The 15,418-nt window shown below is 45.5% G+C and carries 13 protein-coding genes and 1 pseudogene; 11 read left to right on the plus strand and 3 right to left on the minus strand.

The genetic code is table 11. The features are described 5' to 3' along the window. The first annotated feature begins 279 nt into the window (after positions 1 to 279). A complete protein-coding gene (eif1A, locus tag MSSIT_RS22455; protein ID WP_082089020.1) occupies positions 280 to 609 on the plus strand; it encodes a translation initiation factor eIF-1A in 330 nt (109 codons plus the stop codon). 90 nt (positions 610 to 699) lie between these two features. Here eif1A and MSSIT_RS14375 read toward each other — a convergent pair whose 3' ends face one another. Together MSSIT_RS14375 and MSSIT_RS14380 are read right to left on the minus strand one after the other, a co-directional pair. Next, entirely contained in the window at positions 700 to 2,334 is a 1,635-nt protein-coding gene (locus MSSIT_RS14375; protein ID WP_048173250.1) for an acetolactate synthase large subunit, read from the minus strand. A 215-nt stretch (positions 2,335 to 2,549) separates the two neighbouring features. Then, positions 2,550 to 3,914, minus strand: a complete 1,365-nt coding sequence (locus MSSIT_RS14380; RefSeq protein ID WP_048173251.1) for an NAD-dependent succinate-semialdehyde dehydrogenase — start codon at positions 3,912 to 3,914, stop codon at positions 2,550 to 2,552. 250 nt (positions 3,915 to 4,164) lie between these two features. On the opposite strand from MSSIT_RS14380, the gene MSSIT_RS14385 reads away from it, so the two are divergent. The 3 genes from MSSIT_RS14385 (at position 4,165) to MSSIT_RS14395 (ending at position 6,549) form a co-directional block, all read left to right on the plus strand. Beyond that, a complete protein-coding gene (locus tag MSSIT_RS14385) occupies positions 4,165 to 4,593 on the plus strand; it encodes a hypothetical protein (RefSeq protein ID WP_048173253.1) in 429 nt (142 codons plus the stop codon). A 442-nt stretch (positions 4,594 to 5,035) separates the two neighbouring features. After that, positions 5,036 to 5,314 carry a hypothetical protein gene (locus MSSIT_RS14390; RefSeq protein ID WP_187151767.1) on the plus strand — a complete coding sequence of 93 codons (279 nt, stop codon included), beginning with the start codon at positions 5,036 to 5,038 and terminating at the stop codon, positions 5,312 to 5,314. Between the two features lie 422 nt (positions 5,315 to 5,736). Then, a complete protein-coding gene (locus MSSIT_RS14395; protein ID WP_048174873.1) occupies positions 5,737 to 6,549 on the plus strand; it encodes a sulfite exporter TauE/SafE family protein in 813 nt (270 codons plus the stop codon). A gap of 2 nt (positions 6,550 to 6,551) precedes the next feature. Here MSSIT_RS14395 and MSSIT_RS14400 read toward each other — a convergent pair whose 3' ends face one another. Then, positions 6,552 to 7,721 (minus strand): ABC transporter permease, encoded by a 1,170-nt coding sequence (locus tag MSSIT_RS14400; RefSeq protein WP_048174875.1) that lies wholly within the window; start codon positions 7,719 to 7,721, stop codon positions 6,552 to 6,554. A 396-nt stretch (positions 7,722 to 8,117) separates the two neighbouring features. Between MSSIT_RS14400 and MSSIT_RS24975 the strand changes: the two are divergent. The 7 genes and pseudogenes from MSSIT_RS24975 to MSSIT_RS14430 all read left to right on the plus strand — a co-directional run. Beyond that, positions 8,118 to 8,377, plus strand: a pseudogene (locus MSSIT_RS24975) (hypothetical protein); the annotation flags it as partial. A gap of 453 nt (positions 8,378 to 8,830) precedes the next feature. After that, complete coding sequence (locus MSSIT_RS14405; protein ID WP_048173255.1) at positions 8,831 to 10,405, plus strand: ABC transporter substrate-binding protein; 1,575 nt, start codon at positions 8,831 to 8,833, stop codon at positions 10,403 to 10,405. A gap of 23 nt (positions 10,406 to 10,428) precedes the next feature. After that, positions 10,429 to 11,370, plus strand: coding sequence for a nickel ABC transporter permease (gene nikB / locus MSSIT_RS14410; RefSeq protein ID WP_048173256.1), 942 nt, complete (start codon positions 10,429 to 10,431; stop codon positions 11,368 to 11,370). Then, on the plus strand, positions 11,354 to 12,253 hold the full coding sequence (gene nikC, locus MSSIT_RS14415; protein ID WP_048173258.1) for a nickel ABC transporter permease subunit NikC: 900 nt from the start codon (positions 11,354 to 11,356) through the stop codon (positions 12,251 to 12,253). Before nikB ends, nikC begins: the two co-directional genes overlap by 17 nt. Continuing rightward, entirely contained in the window at positions 12,250 to 13,269 is a 1,020-nt protein-coding gene (locus MSSIT_RS14420) for an ABC transporter ATP-binding protein (protein WP_231589845.1), read from the plus strand. The genes nikC and MSSIT_RS14420 overlap by 4 nt, the downstream gene beginning before the upstream one ends. Continuing rightward, positions 13,266 to 13,964: an ATP-binding cassette domain-containing protein gene (locus tag MSSIT_RS14425; RefSeq protein WP_048173259.1), complete on the plus strand. Its 699-nt coding sequence runs from the start codon at positions 13,266 to 13,268 to the stop codon at positions 13,962 to 13,964. The genes MSSIT_RS14420 and MSSIT_RS14425 overlap by 4 nt, the downstream gene beginning before the upstream one ends. 169 nt (positions 13,965 to 14,133) lie before the next feature. After that, positions 14,134 to 15,228, plus strand: coding sequence for a methyltransferase (locus tag MSSIT_RS14430; protein WP_048173261.1), 1,095 nt, complete (start codon positions 14,134 to 14,136; stop codon positions 15,226 to 15,228). Positions 15,229 to 15,418: the final 190 nt, after the last annotated feature.

Below are 15,418 nucleotides of genomic sequence, written 5' to 3' on the forward strand. Positions count from 1 at the left end.
TTTGTTTCATTCTTCTGCAAGCTTACCCTGAATCAAGCATCTAACATTCAGTTAGAATGGTTGTATTCGATTTGAATGGTATTAGGGATTTTCTTTTACAGGTAATTCCGAGAGGAAGATGCAGGGGGTTGACAGCACGTCGTCCAGGGTAATACTGCAGTGCGAAAGCTGATGGTGAAACTGGATAAAGTGAGAAGACTAAATAGGCTCGATAAGCCATCAAAAAAATTATAGAAACGAAACATAGGAGGAATTAATCTGGCTAATTATAGAAGTATTATTCGAAAAAGACAATCAGGATCAAATAAGTCCGTAAGCCCGGGAAATAATCAGGAAGTAACAAGAGTCAGAACACCCCGTAAGGACAAAAATGAAGTCCTGGCAACGGTAGCAAGTTTACTTGGCTCAAAAAGAGTTACATTGCAGTGCATGGACGGGGTTGTTCGAATGGGCAGAATTCCCGGTTCCAAAAAAAAGAAAATGTGGGTCCGTGAAGGCGATGTTGTGATCGTAAACCCCTGGGAAATTCAGGATTCAAAAGCCGATGTCATATGGAAGTATACAAAACCCCAGGTAGACTGGCTTGAAAGAAAAGGTTACCTTAATTAAGGTTACCTCAAAAACCTTTTATTCATTTACTTTATCCGAACTTTTGCTTTTGTTTCTTCAATTGTTTTACTTTGCATTTTTCTCCACTTTTCAGAATTTGCACACAAGGTTTCCTAGTTCTATTGAAAAGGTCTCATAGTTTACGGAATAATCAATGGGGCATTCAATAACCACCAATTTGTTCAGGGAAAAAGCTTTTTCGAGAACTTCTGAAAGATCTTCGCCTTCTTCGACCTTCAGGCCTGTTGCCCCGAAACTTTCTGCAAAACGGACAAAGTCAGGGTTTCCGTAGTCAAGGGCAAAGTCTTCAAAATGCAGCTTCTTCTGCTTCCACTTTATGAAGCCAAAGGCATTGTCGTTGAGTATGAGGACAACAAGAGGGACCCTGTAGCGGACTGCAGTTTCAAGCTCCTGGCAGTTCATCATGAAGCCTCCATCTCCGCAGACGGCAAGTACGCGGCGTTCGGGGTGAAGAAGTTTTGCAACAATCCCTGCCGAGAACCCTGCTCCCATTGTAGCAAGGGCATTGTCCAGCAGCACGGTATTGGGAGCATAGGCCTTGTAAAGTCGGGAGAACCATAGCTTGTATATCCCGTTATCAAGCGAAATGATATCTTCGCGCTCAAGCACCTTTCTTACGTTCTGTACAATCTCCTGAGGGAGGGGAGGATAACCTTTCCTGAAAGGAGAATTGATTTTTTCTTCGATGAAGGCCCTTGTGTTTTCAAAAAAAGGAAACTCTCTCTTTTCCGGAATTCTCGCAGCAATCTCCCGGATTGAGGAGGCAATGTCTCCTATTACTTCTACATCCGGATTAAAATACCTGTCAGGTATGGAGTCCACAAAGTCTATATTTATGATCTTCTTGTCCAGATACCTGTTCCAGAGGTAGGGAGGGTATTCTACGATATCGTAGCCCACGGTTATTATCAGGTCTGCCCCGTCAATTCCGCAGTTTACGTAATCTCTTGCGTGAATCCCGGTAGCAAAGAGGCTATAGAGGCAGTCATCAGGGACAACCCCTTTTCCCATCTGTGTATGCACAAGGTAGACGCCGGTTTTTCGGGAAAAATATTCGAGCTCTTCAGTGACCTCCTTCCGGTTAGCTCCGGAAGAGACGATTATAAGGGGGTTTTTAGCTTCGCGGATCATGTTTGCGGCCATTTCGACGGCTTCAGGGTCAGGAGAAGGAATTTTGATCTCGCTCCTTTTCTGCACAACTGCATCGGTTTCTTCACCAGCCACATCCTCAGGAAGCTCAAGGTGTACAGCTCCCGGCTTTTGGGCTTCCGCGTGTTTGAAGGCGTTTCGGATTACTGTGGGGATCATCCCCGGGTCGGAAATCGATACAGCTTTTTTGCAGAGCGGTTCCATCATCCCGACAACGTCTACAAGCTGGAAACGGGCCTGCCAGTTGTCCACCAGTGCTTTTTGTCCGGATATGGAGATTAAAGGAGCTCCTATAAGCTGCGCCTGGGCAACGCCTGTAACAAGGTTCGTTGCTCCTGGTCCGAGAGTTGAAAAACAGACCCCGGCTCTTCCTTTCAGCCTTCCGTAAGCTGCAGCCATGAATGCGGCAGCCTGTTCATGCCTTGTTATAATCAGTTTGATATTCGAGTTTCGAAGAGATTCGAGAAGGTCAAGGTTTTCTTCTCCCGGGAGTCCGAAAATATATTCCACGCCTTCTTCTTTTAGCTGGGCAACAAAAAGGTCCGAAGCTTTCATAAAAAACCCCAATTTATTAATCTATCCAAAATATTATTCAACTTTTAATATCAACTTTTACCCTGTTATCCATTTCGATCCGGATATCGCTGAACCTGGATTGCCGCTGCTGAACTCATATCGTTTTTGTTGAATTCACATATCGCTGCTGCTAAATGCATATGGTATTGCTGAACTTATACAACCTGAAAACCGGGTTTTCTGCTTATTTATTCTCATTTGTTAACCACGACGGTTTTTATGTTTACAAATTGCTTAAGCCCGTAATATGAAAGCTCTCTTCCTATCCCGGATTTTTTGACTCCTCCAAAAGGCAGCCTTGGATCGGACTTTACCATTCCGTTGATGGTCACAAAACCCGCCCTTATTCTTTTTGCCAGCCGCTCAGCTCTCTCCAGGTCTGTAGACCAGACTTCAGCTCCAAATCCAAATTCCGTGGAGTTTGCAATTTCCACAGCTTCATCTTCATCCTTTGCTATGATTACGGGTGCGATAGGTCCGCAGACCTCAAAATTGCAGGCCTTCATGTCCGCACTGGCAGCAGGGATAAGCGCCGGTCTGAAGAAAAAACCTTTCGCATGTTCTTCTCCGTACACATGAGGTTCTGAACCTTTTCTTTTTGCATCCTTCAGGATCTTTTCAAGGATGCCTACACACTCCTTTTTTGCCACCGGCCCGATGTCAGTTTCCTCATCCATGGGGTCCCCTATTTTCAGTTCCTGAATATACAGTTCGAAGGCCTCAATGAAATCCACGACAACATCTTCAATGACGATGAACCTCTTGGCTGCAATACAGCTCTGCCCTGCATTGAGGAAACGGGATTCTATCGCAAACTGTGAAGCCCGGTCTATATCCGCATCTTCAAGCACAATGAAGGGGTCGGACCCTCCAAGTTCCAGCACGAAAGGCTTGACCAACCTTCCGGCAAGCTCTCCGACTTCAGATCCGGCTACCTGGCTCCCGGTGATCGAAACCCCATCAACAAGATCCTCATCTATGATTTCCATGGCAGTTTTAGAGTTGATCAGCAGGGTCTTAAACACATTTTCAGGCAGTCCGGCTTCGGTAAAAACTTTTTCAATCCCAAGAGCCGACATTGGCACGTTTCCTGCATGCTTCAGCAGGCACACGTTTCCGGCAGTCAGTGCGGGAACTGCAAACCTGAAAGCCTGCCAGAAAGGGAAGTCCCAGGGCGCGATCCCGAGAATAATTCCCAGAGGCTCAAAGGTGACATAGCTCTTTTCGGCTTCCGTTTCCACAACTTCATCTTTCAGAAACTCTGCTGAATTTTCCGCGTAATAGTCACAGAGACATGCGCAATTATCAACCTCTCCAAGAGCTTGCCTGATAGGCTTTCCCATTTCTTTTGTGATAATTTCGGCGTACGCCCTTTTGTTCTGTCGGAGTACCTCAGCTGCCCGTGCAATATACCTGGTTCTTTCCTCAACCGAAAGCGAGCTCCAGCCTGAAAAAGTAGCTCTGGACTTTTTGATCTGCTCTTCGCAGTCTCCGAAAGATAATGCATCGAAAATCCAGTTTACTTCTTCAGTATAAGGATTAATAGATTTGATTTTCATGACCTCCCCCCTAAAAAGAGTCTTTTAGTAATATTGAAATTCCCGCTATTAGAATTTAAGGACAGGTAAAACTCTTAAAAGGAAAATGTGATCAAAATTATCTTGAAGTTCCTGTTTCCGGAATGAACTTCCATGTCATCTGGCCAAGTAAAAAATGAACTAAATAACGAAACTATGTTCAGAAGCTGGCAGTAATAGTTATAAAACCAGAAATATTAATTATAGAGCACTCAATAAATGGGGGGAAAATATGAGAAAAGCATTGCTTGTTTTAATGGTTATTTTTGGCGTATTCCTGGCAATAGGATGTACAGGTACCGAACAACCGAATGAAACAGGAACTCCAACTGAAAAGATAACTGAAACTGAAGAAATGGCTGCAACCGAAAAAATGACTGCAACCGAAGAAATGGCTGCAACCGAGGAGATGACTGCAACCGAAGAAATGGCTGCAACCGAAGAGATGACTGCAACCGAAGAGATGACTGCAACCGAAGAGATGACTGCAACCGAAGAGATGATGAACGAGACAGAAGAAATGAATGTAAGTGACGTAGGAGGCGCAGAAGAAGAGGAAATTCTAGCTGGAGAGGAAATGACAGCTGCAGAGGAAGAAGATAATGAAACTGAAACCGCAACAGAAAGGACCGGAGTAATCCAGGTAACTCCTACCAAATAAATGATGGATGCGGCAGTTCAAAACTCTGCTTTTGATTCTAAACAGTTTGCAGTATTAAATATGATAATATTTCAATATGGATGAATAAGGGTTTTCGAAAACAAATGAAGGCGTAATTACAGCATTTTAGTCTGATAAACAGAATAAGAAACATTTAAGATCTGTTTCTTGAAAAAAACTTCCATGGATTCCTTTATTCAGTCCATCTAATATTGAATGGTTATGTAGATCGATTATTTTTAAATATGTCTTTTTAAATATCTCATCTTTATATCAGTTGAGCTATGCTTATGCTTTTTCGTTTTGTCAAGTTGCCGAACACCTTAAATAGCCTTATTTTTAGAGTCTTTTGTTATTATGTTTAGAACCTGGTAGGAATTATTATCAAATCAAACTATTATTTATAAACATCTGATAGATCTGATATTTAAGTGGGGAGACGATGAGAAGAAAATTTGTTCTTTTGCTAGTTTTATTTAGCGTCTTTATGGCAATAGGATGTACAAGCAACATGGGCAATAACACTCAAATATCTGCAACTCCAACCGAAACGCCTCCAATCCCAGTTGAAGAACCTGCAACGGTGCCGGATTCAAATGTAATGCCTGAAACCGGAGGTGAAGGAAAGATTGTTGAAGTATCGATTAAAAATTTTTCCTTTAACCCGGAACCGGTCAAGAAGTTCCATTCTAATTTTTTTGATGTAGTCAAGAAGTTTTGAAATGGAAGATATTTTAATATGTTGTAATAAATTCAAATTTCAAAAATAAAAGAATTGAATTCCAATTAAAAGGCAAACTTTGTATATTGAATATATCACAGTTAAAACTTTCAATTTTTCTTTGTAAAGATTAGGGCCTATACACAGAACAATCGTGGATGATAATATAGGAACTTAAAAGTCTTCTCAGGGGCAAATTATTTAAGAAAAACAGTTACCCTTTTAAATCATGATTTATCCTTTCAAGTACAACTTTTCTGCAAGTTCCGGATTTTTCCATTTAAACATTAGTGGCAGTCCTGCATATTTTCAGTACGATACTGTTAACTTAAATAAACCCAAAGTTTCATGTAGAAAACAGCCGGAAATATACGTTTAAATCAGGAAAAATCAGGAAATAAAAACAAAATAACAAAATGGAAATGACTCCTACAGACCCCCTTTATTTTGGCGTTCTTATTTTTACAGGTGCCTTTGCAGGCATTATCTCAGGGCTTCTGGGTATAGGGGGAGGCTTTATTATGTCTCCTGTCCAGTACTGGCTTTTGCAGGAAACCGGGATGGACCCGGATCTGGCCATAAGGGCGGCTCTCGGAACAAGCCTCTTTGTGATCCTGATAAACGCTATAATTGTTACCCAGAAATATCACAAAAACCATGCAGTGCTCTGGAAACCGGCTCTGATTATGGGAATTTCCGGTTCGATTGCCAGTTTCGCAGGGGCAGCAGTAGCTTCTTACCTGCCGGCCTCAACCCTGAGTACAATTTTCGGGGTCGTGATCATAATTGGAGCCCTGAAAACTTATACCACCCCGGCTGTAAAGAAAAAAGAGAAAATTCGCACCAATCAGGTATTTTATATCTTTGGCGGTCTCTTCATAGGCTTTTTTTCAGGTCTCCTCGGGATTGGGGGAGGAGTAGTCGGAATTCCGGTCATGTTGATTTTTCTGCATTTCGATATGAGAAAAGCTGTCGGGACCTCGGCGGCAATTATGCTCTTTACCTCTTTCGGAGGGTCAGCCGGATATATTCTCAATGGCTGGGGACAGGCCGGGCTTCCTCCTTATTCTCTTGGCTATATCAATCTCCTGAACTGGATATTACTTGTAGTCCCCGGGCTTCTTGCGGCAAGAACAGGAGCAGAAGTTGGCCATCTGGTAAACCCGGAATATTTAAAACACCTTTTTGTACTTCTTATGGTCTACGTAGGGCTGGAAATGATAGGAGTTATTTGAATTCAGGCACTTTCAATAGCTTTTACAGGGTCGAGTTTTGCAGCTTTTCTTGCAGGGTAGATACCTGAAATTATGTTTACTATGAAAGCAAAAAAGGCAGCATATAAAAAATTAAGGGGCTTTACCTCAAGAGGAAGGGTCTGAAGTCCGAAATACATTTCCTGAGGGACTTCGATTTCATAATTCTGCAGGGCAATGGTCACAATGTACCCGAGAATGATGCCGAGCACCAGACCTATGGCTCCGAGGACCAGGGACTGGAAAAGAAAGACAACCATTATGCTTTTTTGGGAAGCTCCCATCGCTTTCAGGATACCGATTTCCCTTGTCCTCTGAGCAACGATGGTGATAAGGGTATTTGCAATCCCGAAGCCTGCAATCCCGTAGATCAGAAGATAGAAGATATTCACAAAGATCATCTGGGTGTCAAGGAGGTTGAGAATATCAGCATTTGCTTCGCTCCAGCTTACGGCATCAAGCCCTGTTTCTTCTTCAATTGAGGCCGCAATGGCTTCAGCCTGGTAGGGGTCTGCAACCCGGACTCCGATGGTGCTCACAACGCCGGGCTCGTCAAAAAATTCCTGTACCGAATCGAGCCTTGCATAGGTTGTTACCTCGTCCGCAGAAGTACCGGTATGGGTTAGCCCGATAACCTTAAATGAAGTTGTTTTCGAGCCCGGAAAAACGGCATCCACCCTATCCCCCACACGGACCTCAAGGTTTTCCGCAAGCTTATCCCCGAGCAGAATCCCGTCCCTTGTGTGGACAAGGGTCATAAAATCCCCCTCTACAACATCCTTGCTCACTCTCATCACATTCTCTTCAGCCACAGGGTCAACTCCCTGAAGAGAAACCCCTTCAGCATTGTCCCTGTATTCCAGTGCCACCTGGCCCAGGTATTTAGGGGATACGGCTATAATTCCTTCTTTCTCGGCAATTCGGGCAGATGTATGCCTGTAGAGATGTATGAACTCTTCGTTCTCATCCTGAGGAGTGATGACAATATGTGGATTATTTTCTATGCTTGAGCTTATAAGTTCATCCTGAAAGCCCGAAAGCATTGCCATCATCACTGTGATCACTGCAACCGCCAGAGCAACGGCAAGTATGGCAAAAAGGGTCTGCTTTTTTCTGGATAGTACCTGCCTCAAAGCGATTTTCAGTTCATACATCTGGATAAACTCCTGGACCCACCCAAACATTAAGAATATTCCGGAGGCAAAACTATTATAAATATTCGAGTAAGTCTGACCTGCATAGCATTTTAAACCTTTGAGAAATTTAACTTCTAATTATGTTCAGGTTTTAAGACTTTTAAGTCAATATAAACCATTCTGACAGTTTAGATTTTAAGACTCTTATTCATTCTTGGAGGGCTGATTATAAAGCTGTTTCTGATACAGGAAAGAAAAATCCCTTGAATCTCTGATCCCATGCAACCTCATTTGTTATACTGAACCATTCATGTCCTGGCAGATTGTAGAATCAAAAAATGAACATTGCGACCTCTATGGGCTTAAAGGTCAAGATAATGTTATTGGTAATGGAACATATGAAAGCAGAGGCGCCCAAGAAAACAGTATGTTGCAGATGAAATTAGTCCGATTAGTTACCAGATGCATTTCGAACAAAATCCCTCTTTTTGTCACAGATGGGTTGTACGTATTTTAACTTCTGTAGAGAGCATGGGAGATTAACGTATGAAGATGAAAGAGGTGTTAAATGTAACAATACACCTGCAAGAGAATGTGGAATTACTGGTTCAAAGTGGAAACTGCGCGACCTTCTGACATTTAAGGTTGCAAAACATCAACCATATAACAATTGACGACCCTTGTTTTTTCTTTCAATAATTTTAACCATTCTTTTTCCTGTCAATGGTTCACAGGCGAGGAATATATTGCATATCTCACAACGTTCGTATTCATAATCATACCTGGTTCGTTGCCGGTTCAATTCTCCTCTAACACATCTCTTCTAATGCATGATTTTTAACAACTGATTTCTACCGCCTAATTACTACTGTCTTATTTTTCTGGTGTAACACCTTCTGTTCACAGTGTTTACCTGTTTTGCTATAAGAAAAATCTTTTATCATATCAAATGTTATAATTTTCTAAAAAAATAATAATAAACATGTAAATGCATAGAGAATTAGCAGGTTGAAATAAACGAGCTGCAAGGTAGCTTGAGCACGGTTAACCGGGGCATCTGGAGTCTTTTTAATGGCTTGAATTCCTCCGGTTTGTTGAATTATTCCCACAAAAAATGAGGATTGTCTATGAATCGGGTTTTTAAGTTCATTTTGGTCATTTTTATGCTGCTTGTTGTAATCGGAGCAAGCGCCTGTACAGATAAAGAAACGGAAGGGACTGCAGAAGGTGCGGAGTCCGGAGAAGGCTCTCAGGACCTTGTGGTGGGTGTAGGTACGGATGTCAACAGCTGGTACCTTGATATGTTTGCATCGGGAGACGCACGTTTTGTCTGGGCTCAGGTCTATGAAACCCTTGTGAGGCTTGATTCGGACCTGAACGTTATCCCCGGGCTTGCGGAGTCCTGGGAAAGTTCTGATGACGGCAAAACCTGGATCTTCCACCTGCGTGAAAATGTGACTTTCCATGACGGGACTCCTTTTAATGCGGATTCGGTTGTTTTCTCTTACTCCAACCAGTCCTATGTAAGGCAGGCCGTTTTAAGACCGGTCCAGAGTGTGGAAGCTCTTGACGACCATACCGTGCAATTCGTCCTGGCAAAACCCATGCCTCTGCCTTTTTACCTGACCCACGTAGCCTGGCCTGTAATGGGTCCGAGCTGCCTTGATGCCGAAGGGAATTTTGTCAAACCCGTTGGGACCGGGCCTTTCGAGTTTGAATCGCAGGCAAAGGACCAGGAAATAGTGCTCACAAAAAACGAAGCCTACTGGGGAGAAAAGCCGTTGCTTGATAAGGTTACGTTCAAAGTAATCCCGGAGGCCGCTACGCGGGTAATTGCCCTTGAGACCGGAGAGGTGGACATGATCATCAAGGTTCCTGAGTACGATGTCGCAAGGCTCGAAGCTGAAGAGGGAATCCGGATACACAGGAAACTCACGACCTTTACGGACTTCCTGCAGTTCAACTGCGAAAAGTCCCCCTTCGATGATACGAGGGTACGCCAGAGTGTTGCTTATACAATCGATACCGAGACTCTCGTAAACGAAGTGCTTGAAGGTATCGGGGAGCCGGCAGGCGGAAGGGCCTATTCCCCTGTAATGATGTACTCGGACCCTGACCTTGAGACATATACCCCGGACCTTGATAAGGCAAAGGCTCTCCTTGAGGAAGCCGGATGGAAAGATGCTGATGGGGACGGGATTGCAGAAAAGGATGGAGAACCCCTGCATGTGACCCTTGTAGTAAGTAAAGGGGTCTGGGCAGCCAGGCATAACCCCATGGCTCAGGTTGTGCAGGGCGCCCTTAAGGAAATAGGAATGGATGTGGAAATCCAGGTGCTTGATGACGGAGCCATAAGCAAACTCGAAAGCGCTGGAGACTTTGATATGATACTCAGGAGCGGTTATTTCGTCTGGGGACCTTACCCGAGGCATTTCTTCGTACACCATTCCGGAAACCCCTATTCGCATTACAACAATGAGACCTATGACCAGCTCGTCGACGAAGCCGATATGACCCTTGATTCGCAGGAGCAGGAAGAGCTCTATCATTCCCTGCAGGTTTTTGTGATCGATGAAGTTCCGGCTTTTTACCTTGTACATGAGGAAAAGATCGTTGCAACCGGACCTGCGGTAAACGGGTATGTCATAAGTTCCGAAGACCCCTGGCTGAACCTTTCAGGGGTCTACCTGGAAAGAACGTAAGGTGCAAAGCCCGGAAGATGCCCATGTGGAAGTACATAGCAAAACGTCTGGCAATGGTTTCCGTCGTAATCGCAGGAGTTACGCTTGTAGCTTTTTCTGCGATGTACCTTGCTCCCGGCGACCCTGCCGAGGTTATCGCCCTTGCAAGGTACGGAGACGACCTGAGTGCCAGCCAGATTGAAACCCTGAGCGATGCAGAAGGGCTTGATGCTCCCGTGCATATGCAGTACCTCATATGGATGGGGCACCTGCTCCGGCTGGACTTCGGAAAATCGCTTGTGACTTCCGAAGATGTCCTTACTGAAATCCTCCAGAAACTACCTGCAACTGCAGAACTTGCAATTGTCAGCCTGCTGGTTTCCCTGCTGATCGCCCTGCCCACTGGAGTCCTGGGCGCACTCAGAAAAAACACCCTGCTTGACAGCGGCTGTATGTTTGTTTCTCTGGTAGGGGTTTCCGTTCCGAACTTCTGGCTTGGGCTTCTTCTGATCTGGCTTTTTGCCCTGACCCTCCACCTCTTCCCAAGTTTCGGGTACGGAGGCCTGGAACACTTTGTACTTCCTGCTCTCACCCTTGGCAGCTCAATGGCTGCGGTTACTGCAAGGCTCACCCGGGCAAGCCTGCTGGAAGTACTGGGGCAGGATTACATCCTGGCTGCCCGGGCCAGGGGCTTTGACGAGCGCACCGTCCTTTTCCGGCATGCCCTGAAAAATGCTTTGCTCCCGGTTATTACATTTGCAGGAATGCAGTTCGGATACCTTCTGGGGGGGGCCGTGATTGTGGAAAGCATCTTTTCCTGGCCAGGCATTGGAAAACTTCTTGTCGACTCGATTTTTGCGAGGGACTTTTCCATGGTCCAGGGCTGTGTCCTCTTTATTGCCGTGCTCTTTTCCCTCTCCAGCCTTGTAGTCGATATCCTGTATGCAGTGCTTGACCCGAGGATAAGATATGACCGATCTGATTGAAAGAACCGTGAGAACTGAAAAGGCATACCTGGCTGAAAAAAGGTTGAGTTTCGGGGAATTCAGGAAGAACAGACTTGCAGTCTCGGGTATCCTGCTTATCACCGTCCTCTGCGTTCTGGCCCTATTTGCCCCAAACCTTGCTCCGCACGACCCCCTTGCCCAGAGACTTGACAGCAGGCTTCTTTCTCCTTCTCTGGAATATCCTTTCGGGACCGATGAATTGGGGCGCTGCATTTTTTCAAGGGTTATCTACGGCACACGCATTTCTCTGGGTATCGGTCTTCTTGTAGTTGCGGTAACATCCATTGCAGGCACATCCCTGGGGCTGCTTTCCGGGTACAGGGGTGGCATGCTGGATGAAGCCATAATGAGAGGAGTAGATATCGTGATGGCTTTTCCCAACATCATCCTTGCCCTTGTGATTGCAGGGCTGATGGGTCCTGGCTTTTCAAGTGTAGTCCTAGCCCTTGTTTTTACCCAGTGGCCTGCTTACGCCAGGCTCGTGCGCGGACAGGTGCTGTCTCTCAGGAAGAGGGCTTTTGTGGAGGCTGCAAGGGCTTTGAGACCTTCAAGCTTCTACATAATGAGAAAACATATCCTCCCGAACTGCATGGATCCCGTAATCGTGCTTGGAACCCTTGAAATTGCGCACGTTATTATCTTTGCTTCGGCCCTGAGTTTTCTCGGACTGGGAATCCAGCCTCCTGTTCCGGAATGGGGCTCCATGCTCAAAGCCGGGATCCCATACCTATTCACAGCTCCCCATCTCACATTTTTCCCGGGCTTGATGATCATTTTCACGGTCTTTGCGTTCAATTTTGCAGGGGACGGTTTGAGGGAAAGACTTGGACAGCCTGCAGATCAGGAGGTGCTGGCAAGGTGAGTTCTCCTCTTCTTTCAATAGAGTACCTGAATGTTACTTTTAAAACCTCAAAAGGACCTCTAAAAGCCAATGAGGGTATTTCCCTTGAGATAAGGGAGGGGGAGACCCTGGGGCTTATCGGGGAGACAGGGTGTGGAAAAACCACTCTGGGAAAGGCCATTTTGAGGCTGCTCTCAGGTAACGCGAAAATTGAAGGAAAAATAGTTTACAGGGACACGGATCTTCTTTCCCTCCCCGAAAAAAAAATGAGACTTTTCAGGGGAAAGGAAATCGGAATCATGTTCCAGAACCCTTCAGCCTGTCTCAACCCTGTCCTTTCTACAGGAAGGCAGATTGCAGAAATTTACCGCTACCATGAAGGCGTGGGAAAAAAAGAAGCAGAAGAGAAAGCCGGAGAAATGCTTGAGCTTGTGGGAATAAACTCTTTGAGAGGGCATGACTACCCGCACCAGTTCAGCGGCGGGATGCTGCAGAGAGTTATGGTTGCAATAGGACTTGCCCTCAGGCCCGGACTCCTGATAGCAGATGAACCTACAAAGGGACTCGACACGGACACGAAGGTGCAGATTGCAGAGCTTATTGACGGGCTTATACGGCGGGAAAATGCTTCCATGCTCCTTATCACGCATGACCTGGAGCTTGCCGGCAGCTTTGTTGATAGAATTGCAGTCATGTATGCCGGAGAAATTGTTGAAGTCGGAAAGGCAGCTGAGGTAATTTCCAACCCCAAACATCCCTATACCCTTGACCTGCTGCATTCGCTTCCCGGAAAGGGGTTCAGGACCGTTTCAGGGCAGGCTCCGGGTCTCCTTTCTCTTCCTCAGGGATGCAGGTATCATCCCCGTTGCAGCTTCCGGCTTGAGGTCTGTTCACAGGTCCACCCGGCACTTCGAGGATTTTGTGATGAGCACCTTACCCGTTGCTTTCTCTCCGAAATGGGCAGGAGAAAGGAAACTGCTCCCCGGTCTTCCCTTACCGAACAATCTGCTCCCTCGTATGTGGAGGAGGAAGCATGAAACTGTTGAAGGTAGAGGACCTGAAAAAGTACTATTATTCAGGATTGTTCAAAAAAGAGGTCCATAAGGCAGTTGACGGGGTCAGTTTTGAGCTCGAAAGAGGAGAAACTCTAGGGCTTGTCGGAAAGAGCGGCTGCGGAAAATCTACGCTCGGGAGAACGGTTTTAAGGCTGCTTGAGCCTACTTCGGGGCGAGTCCTTTTCGAAGGGCAGGATATCTCGGGCTTTAAAGGCAGTGCCCTGAAAAATCTGGGGATCAGAATGCAGATTATTTTTCAGAACTCGGAATCCTGCCTGAACCCGAGGATGAAGGTCTATGAGGCCATTGCAGAACCCCTGCGGCTTCACAGGCTTTGTGAAAGGGACGAAGAAAAAGGACGGGTGCAGGAGCTTATCGAAGCAGTTTCCCTGAGTGAAGAACTGCTTTTCCGCTATCCCCGGGAGTTGAGCGGAGGTCAGCTCCAGAGAATTGCAATAGCCAGAGTCCTTGGCATGAAACCTGAGTTCATAGTTGCGGATGAACCCACATCCATGCTTGACCCGCTTGTCCAGGCCCAGATCCTTTCCCTGCTGAAAAGCCTTCAGGAAAACTACGGGATCAGTTTCCTTTTTATCTCACATGATATGGAAGTTGTAAAGTGGATGAGCGATGAGATCGCGGTTATGGAAGAGGGAAAAATAATTGATTTCAGGTAATCTCCAATTGATTTCCGATTAGTTTCCAATTGATTTCCGATTTGCTACCATCGGTTTCCGATTGATTTCCAATTGATTCTTTCATATCTGGCAGTTACATGCTAGCAATTACATTCAATGAAAAGACGAAAAGAAAGCGTAAAAAAGAAAGTGTAAAAGGAGATTGAACATGAAAGTAAAGAACGAATTAATGGAAACTCCAGCTGTGGATTCGGACCGTCTCGTCAAGACCATGGAAAACTCGACCAGGGGACTGAAAGAGTACAGGTTGATCGGTACGGCTCTTGAACTTGAAGTTTTTGAAGCTCTGAAAACCCCCCTTCGGGCAGGGGAACTTGCCGAAAAAATGGGTTTTGATCCGGTGTTAGTCCCTCATTTCTGTGAAGCTCTTGTCAGGCTCGGGATGCTGGACAGGGTTGAGGAGGTAGCTGAGGAAGAGGGGAAGGAAAAAGAGGGCGAGGAAAAAGCCGGAAAAAGCCCGGTTTTGCCCCGGTATGTGAATTCGGAACTTACCGCTACTTATCTCCTAAAGGAAAGTCCTTTTTCTCAGCATCAATATCTTTCCGAAATGTCCAGAAATGCTGCCCTCTGGACCCGTTTGCCTGAGCTTATTAAGCAGGGGCCGGTAGTTGTAGATAAAGGTCCTTTTTTCTGGGGGATTATAAGTTGCATGGCTGAAAACACCCGTTGTGGCCTGCTCCAGGAAGCTGTATGTACGGTTATGGAAAGCGTTGATCTGGGAAAGGTCAGAAGACTCCTGGACATGGGAGGAGGACACGGACTTTATTCCATTGCTTTTGCAAAAATGAACGAGCAGTTAGAAGCCTTTGTATTCGACCTTCCCCCTGTAACCATAAAAACGAAGCAGTATATTGAAAAATACGGGGCTTCCAATGTGGACGTAATTCCCGGAGACTTCTTTAAGGACGAACTCGGTACCGGGTACGACATGGTCTTCTCGTCCTTTAACCCTGGCGGCAAGGCTCCCGAACTTATTCCGAAAATCGCTTCAGCCCTGAACGAGGGGGGTTTTTTCGTAACCCTGCAGGTCCCTGACGAAAATACCGAATTTGACCCTCTCTTCAGCCTGGACTGGAACCTCTGGACCTTTGAAGACACAAAGAAAGGAGGTACTGGATACTGCTTTGAAAACAGCGTTCCTTTCAATGAATATATCGGGATGCTGGGGGATTACGGGCTTGAAGTATTCAGGATCCTGGACCTGAAAGAGGGGTCAAGGATGGTGTTTACAAAAAAGAAGTGAAACTTCGGGGCTTGAACGGGGCCATTTTCATGCTAGACGCAGAAGAGTGGTCTTGCAAATTGTCTTTCAATTAGTGAGGAATAATGAAGGAGTGAAAAGAGAACAGATCAAAATATAGCCAGAATTATATAGCCAGAATTTGGAGATTGCTGAGGGCACTGTAACACTGTAAGAAACTAACAGATAGAAA

It is taken from the genome of Methanosarcina siciliae T4/M (assembly GCF_000970085.1).
In the GTDB taxonomy this organism is placed as follows: Archaea; Halobacteriota; Methanosarcinia; order Methanosarcinales; family Methanosarcinaceae; genus Methanosarcina; species Methanosarcina siciliae.

What these genes read in the sequence shown, in the direction of transcription:
- MSSIT_RS14375 (WP_048173250.1), bottom strand. Translation starts at nt 2,334, where the DNA reads ATGAAAGCTTCGGACCTTTTTGTTGCCCAGCTAAAAGAAGAAGGCGTG.
- MSSIT_RS14380 (WP_048173251.1), bottom strand. Translation starts at nt 3,914, where the DNA reads ATGAAAATCAAATCTATTAATCCTTATACTGAAGAAGTAAACTGGATT.
- MSSIT_RS14390 (WP_187151767.1), top strand. Translation starts at nt 5,036, where the DNA reads ATGAGAAGAAAATTTGTTCTTTTGCTAGTTTTATTTAGCGTCTTTATG.
- MSSIT_RS14405 (WP_048173255.1), top strand. Translation starts at nt 8,831, where the DNA reads ATGAATCGGGTTTTTAAGTTCATTTTGGTCATTTTTATGCTGCTTGTT.
- MSSIT_RS14385 (WP_048173253.1), top strand. Translation starts at nt 4,165, where the DNA reads ATGAGAAAAGCATTGCTTGTTTTAATGGTTATTTTTGGCGTATTCCTG.
- MSSIT_RS14395 (WP_048174873.1), top strand. Translation starts at nt 5,737, where the DNA reads ATGACTCCTACAGACCCCCTTTATTTTGGCGTTCTTATTTTTACAGGT.
- nikC (WP_048173258.1), top strand. Translation starts at nt 11,354, where the DNA reads ATGACCGATCTGATTGAAAGAACCGTGAGAACTGAAAAGGCATACCTG.
- MSSIT_RS14400 (WP_048174875.1), bottom strand. Translation starts at nt 7,721, where the DNA reads ATGTATGAACTGAAAATCGCTTTGAGGCAGGTACTATCCAGAAAAAAG.
- MSSIT_RS14425 (WP_048173259.1), top strand. Translation starts at nt 13,266, where the DNA reads ATGAAACTGTTGAAGGTAGAGGACCTGAAAAAGTACTATTATTCAGGA.
- nikB (WP_048173256.1), top strand. Translation starts at nt 10,429, where the DNA reads ATGTGGAAGTACATAGCAAAACGTCTGGCAATGGTTTCCGTCGTAATC.
- MSSIT_RS14430 (WP_048173261.1), top strand. Translation starts at nt 14,134, where the DNA reads ATGAAAGTAAAGAACGAATTAATGGAAACTCCAGCTGTGGATTCGGAC.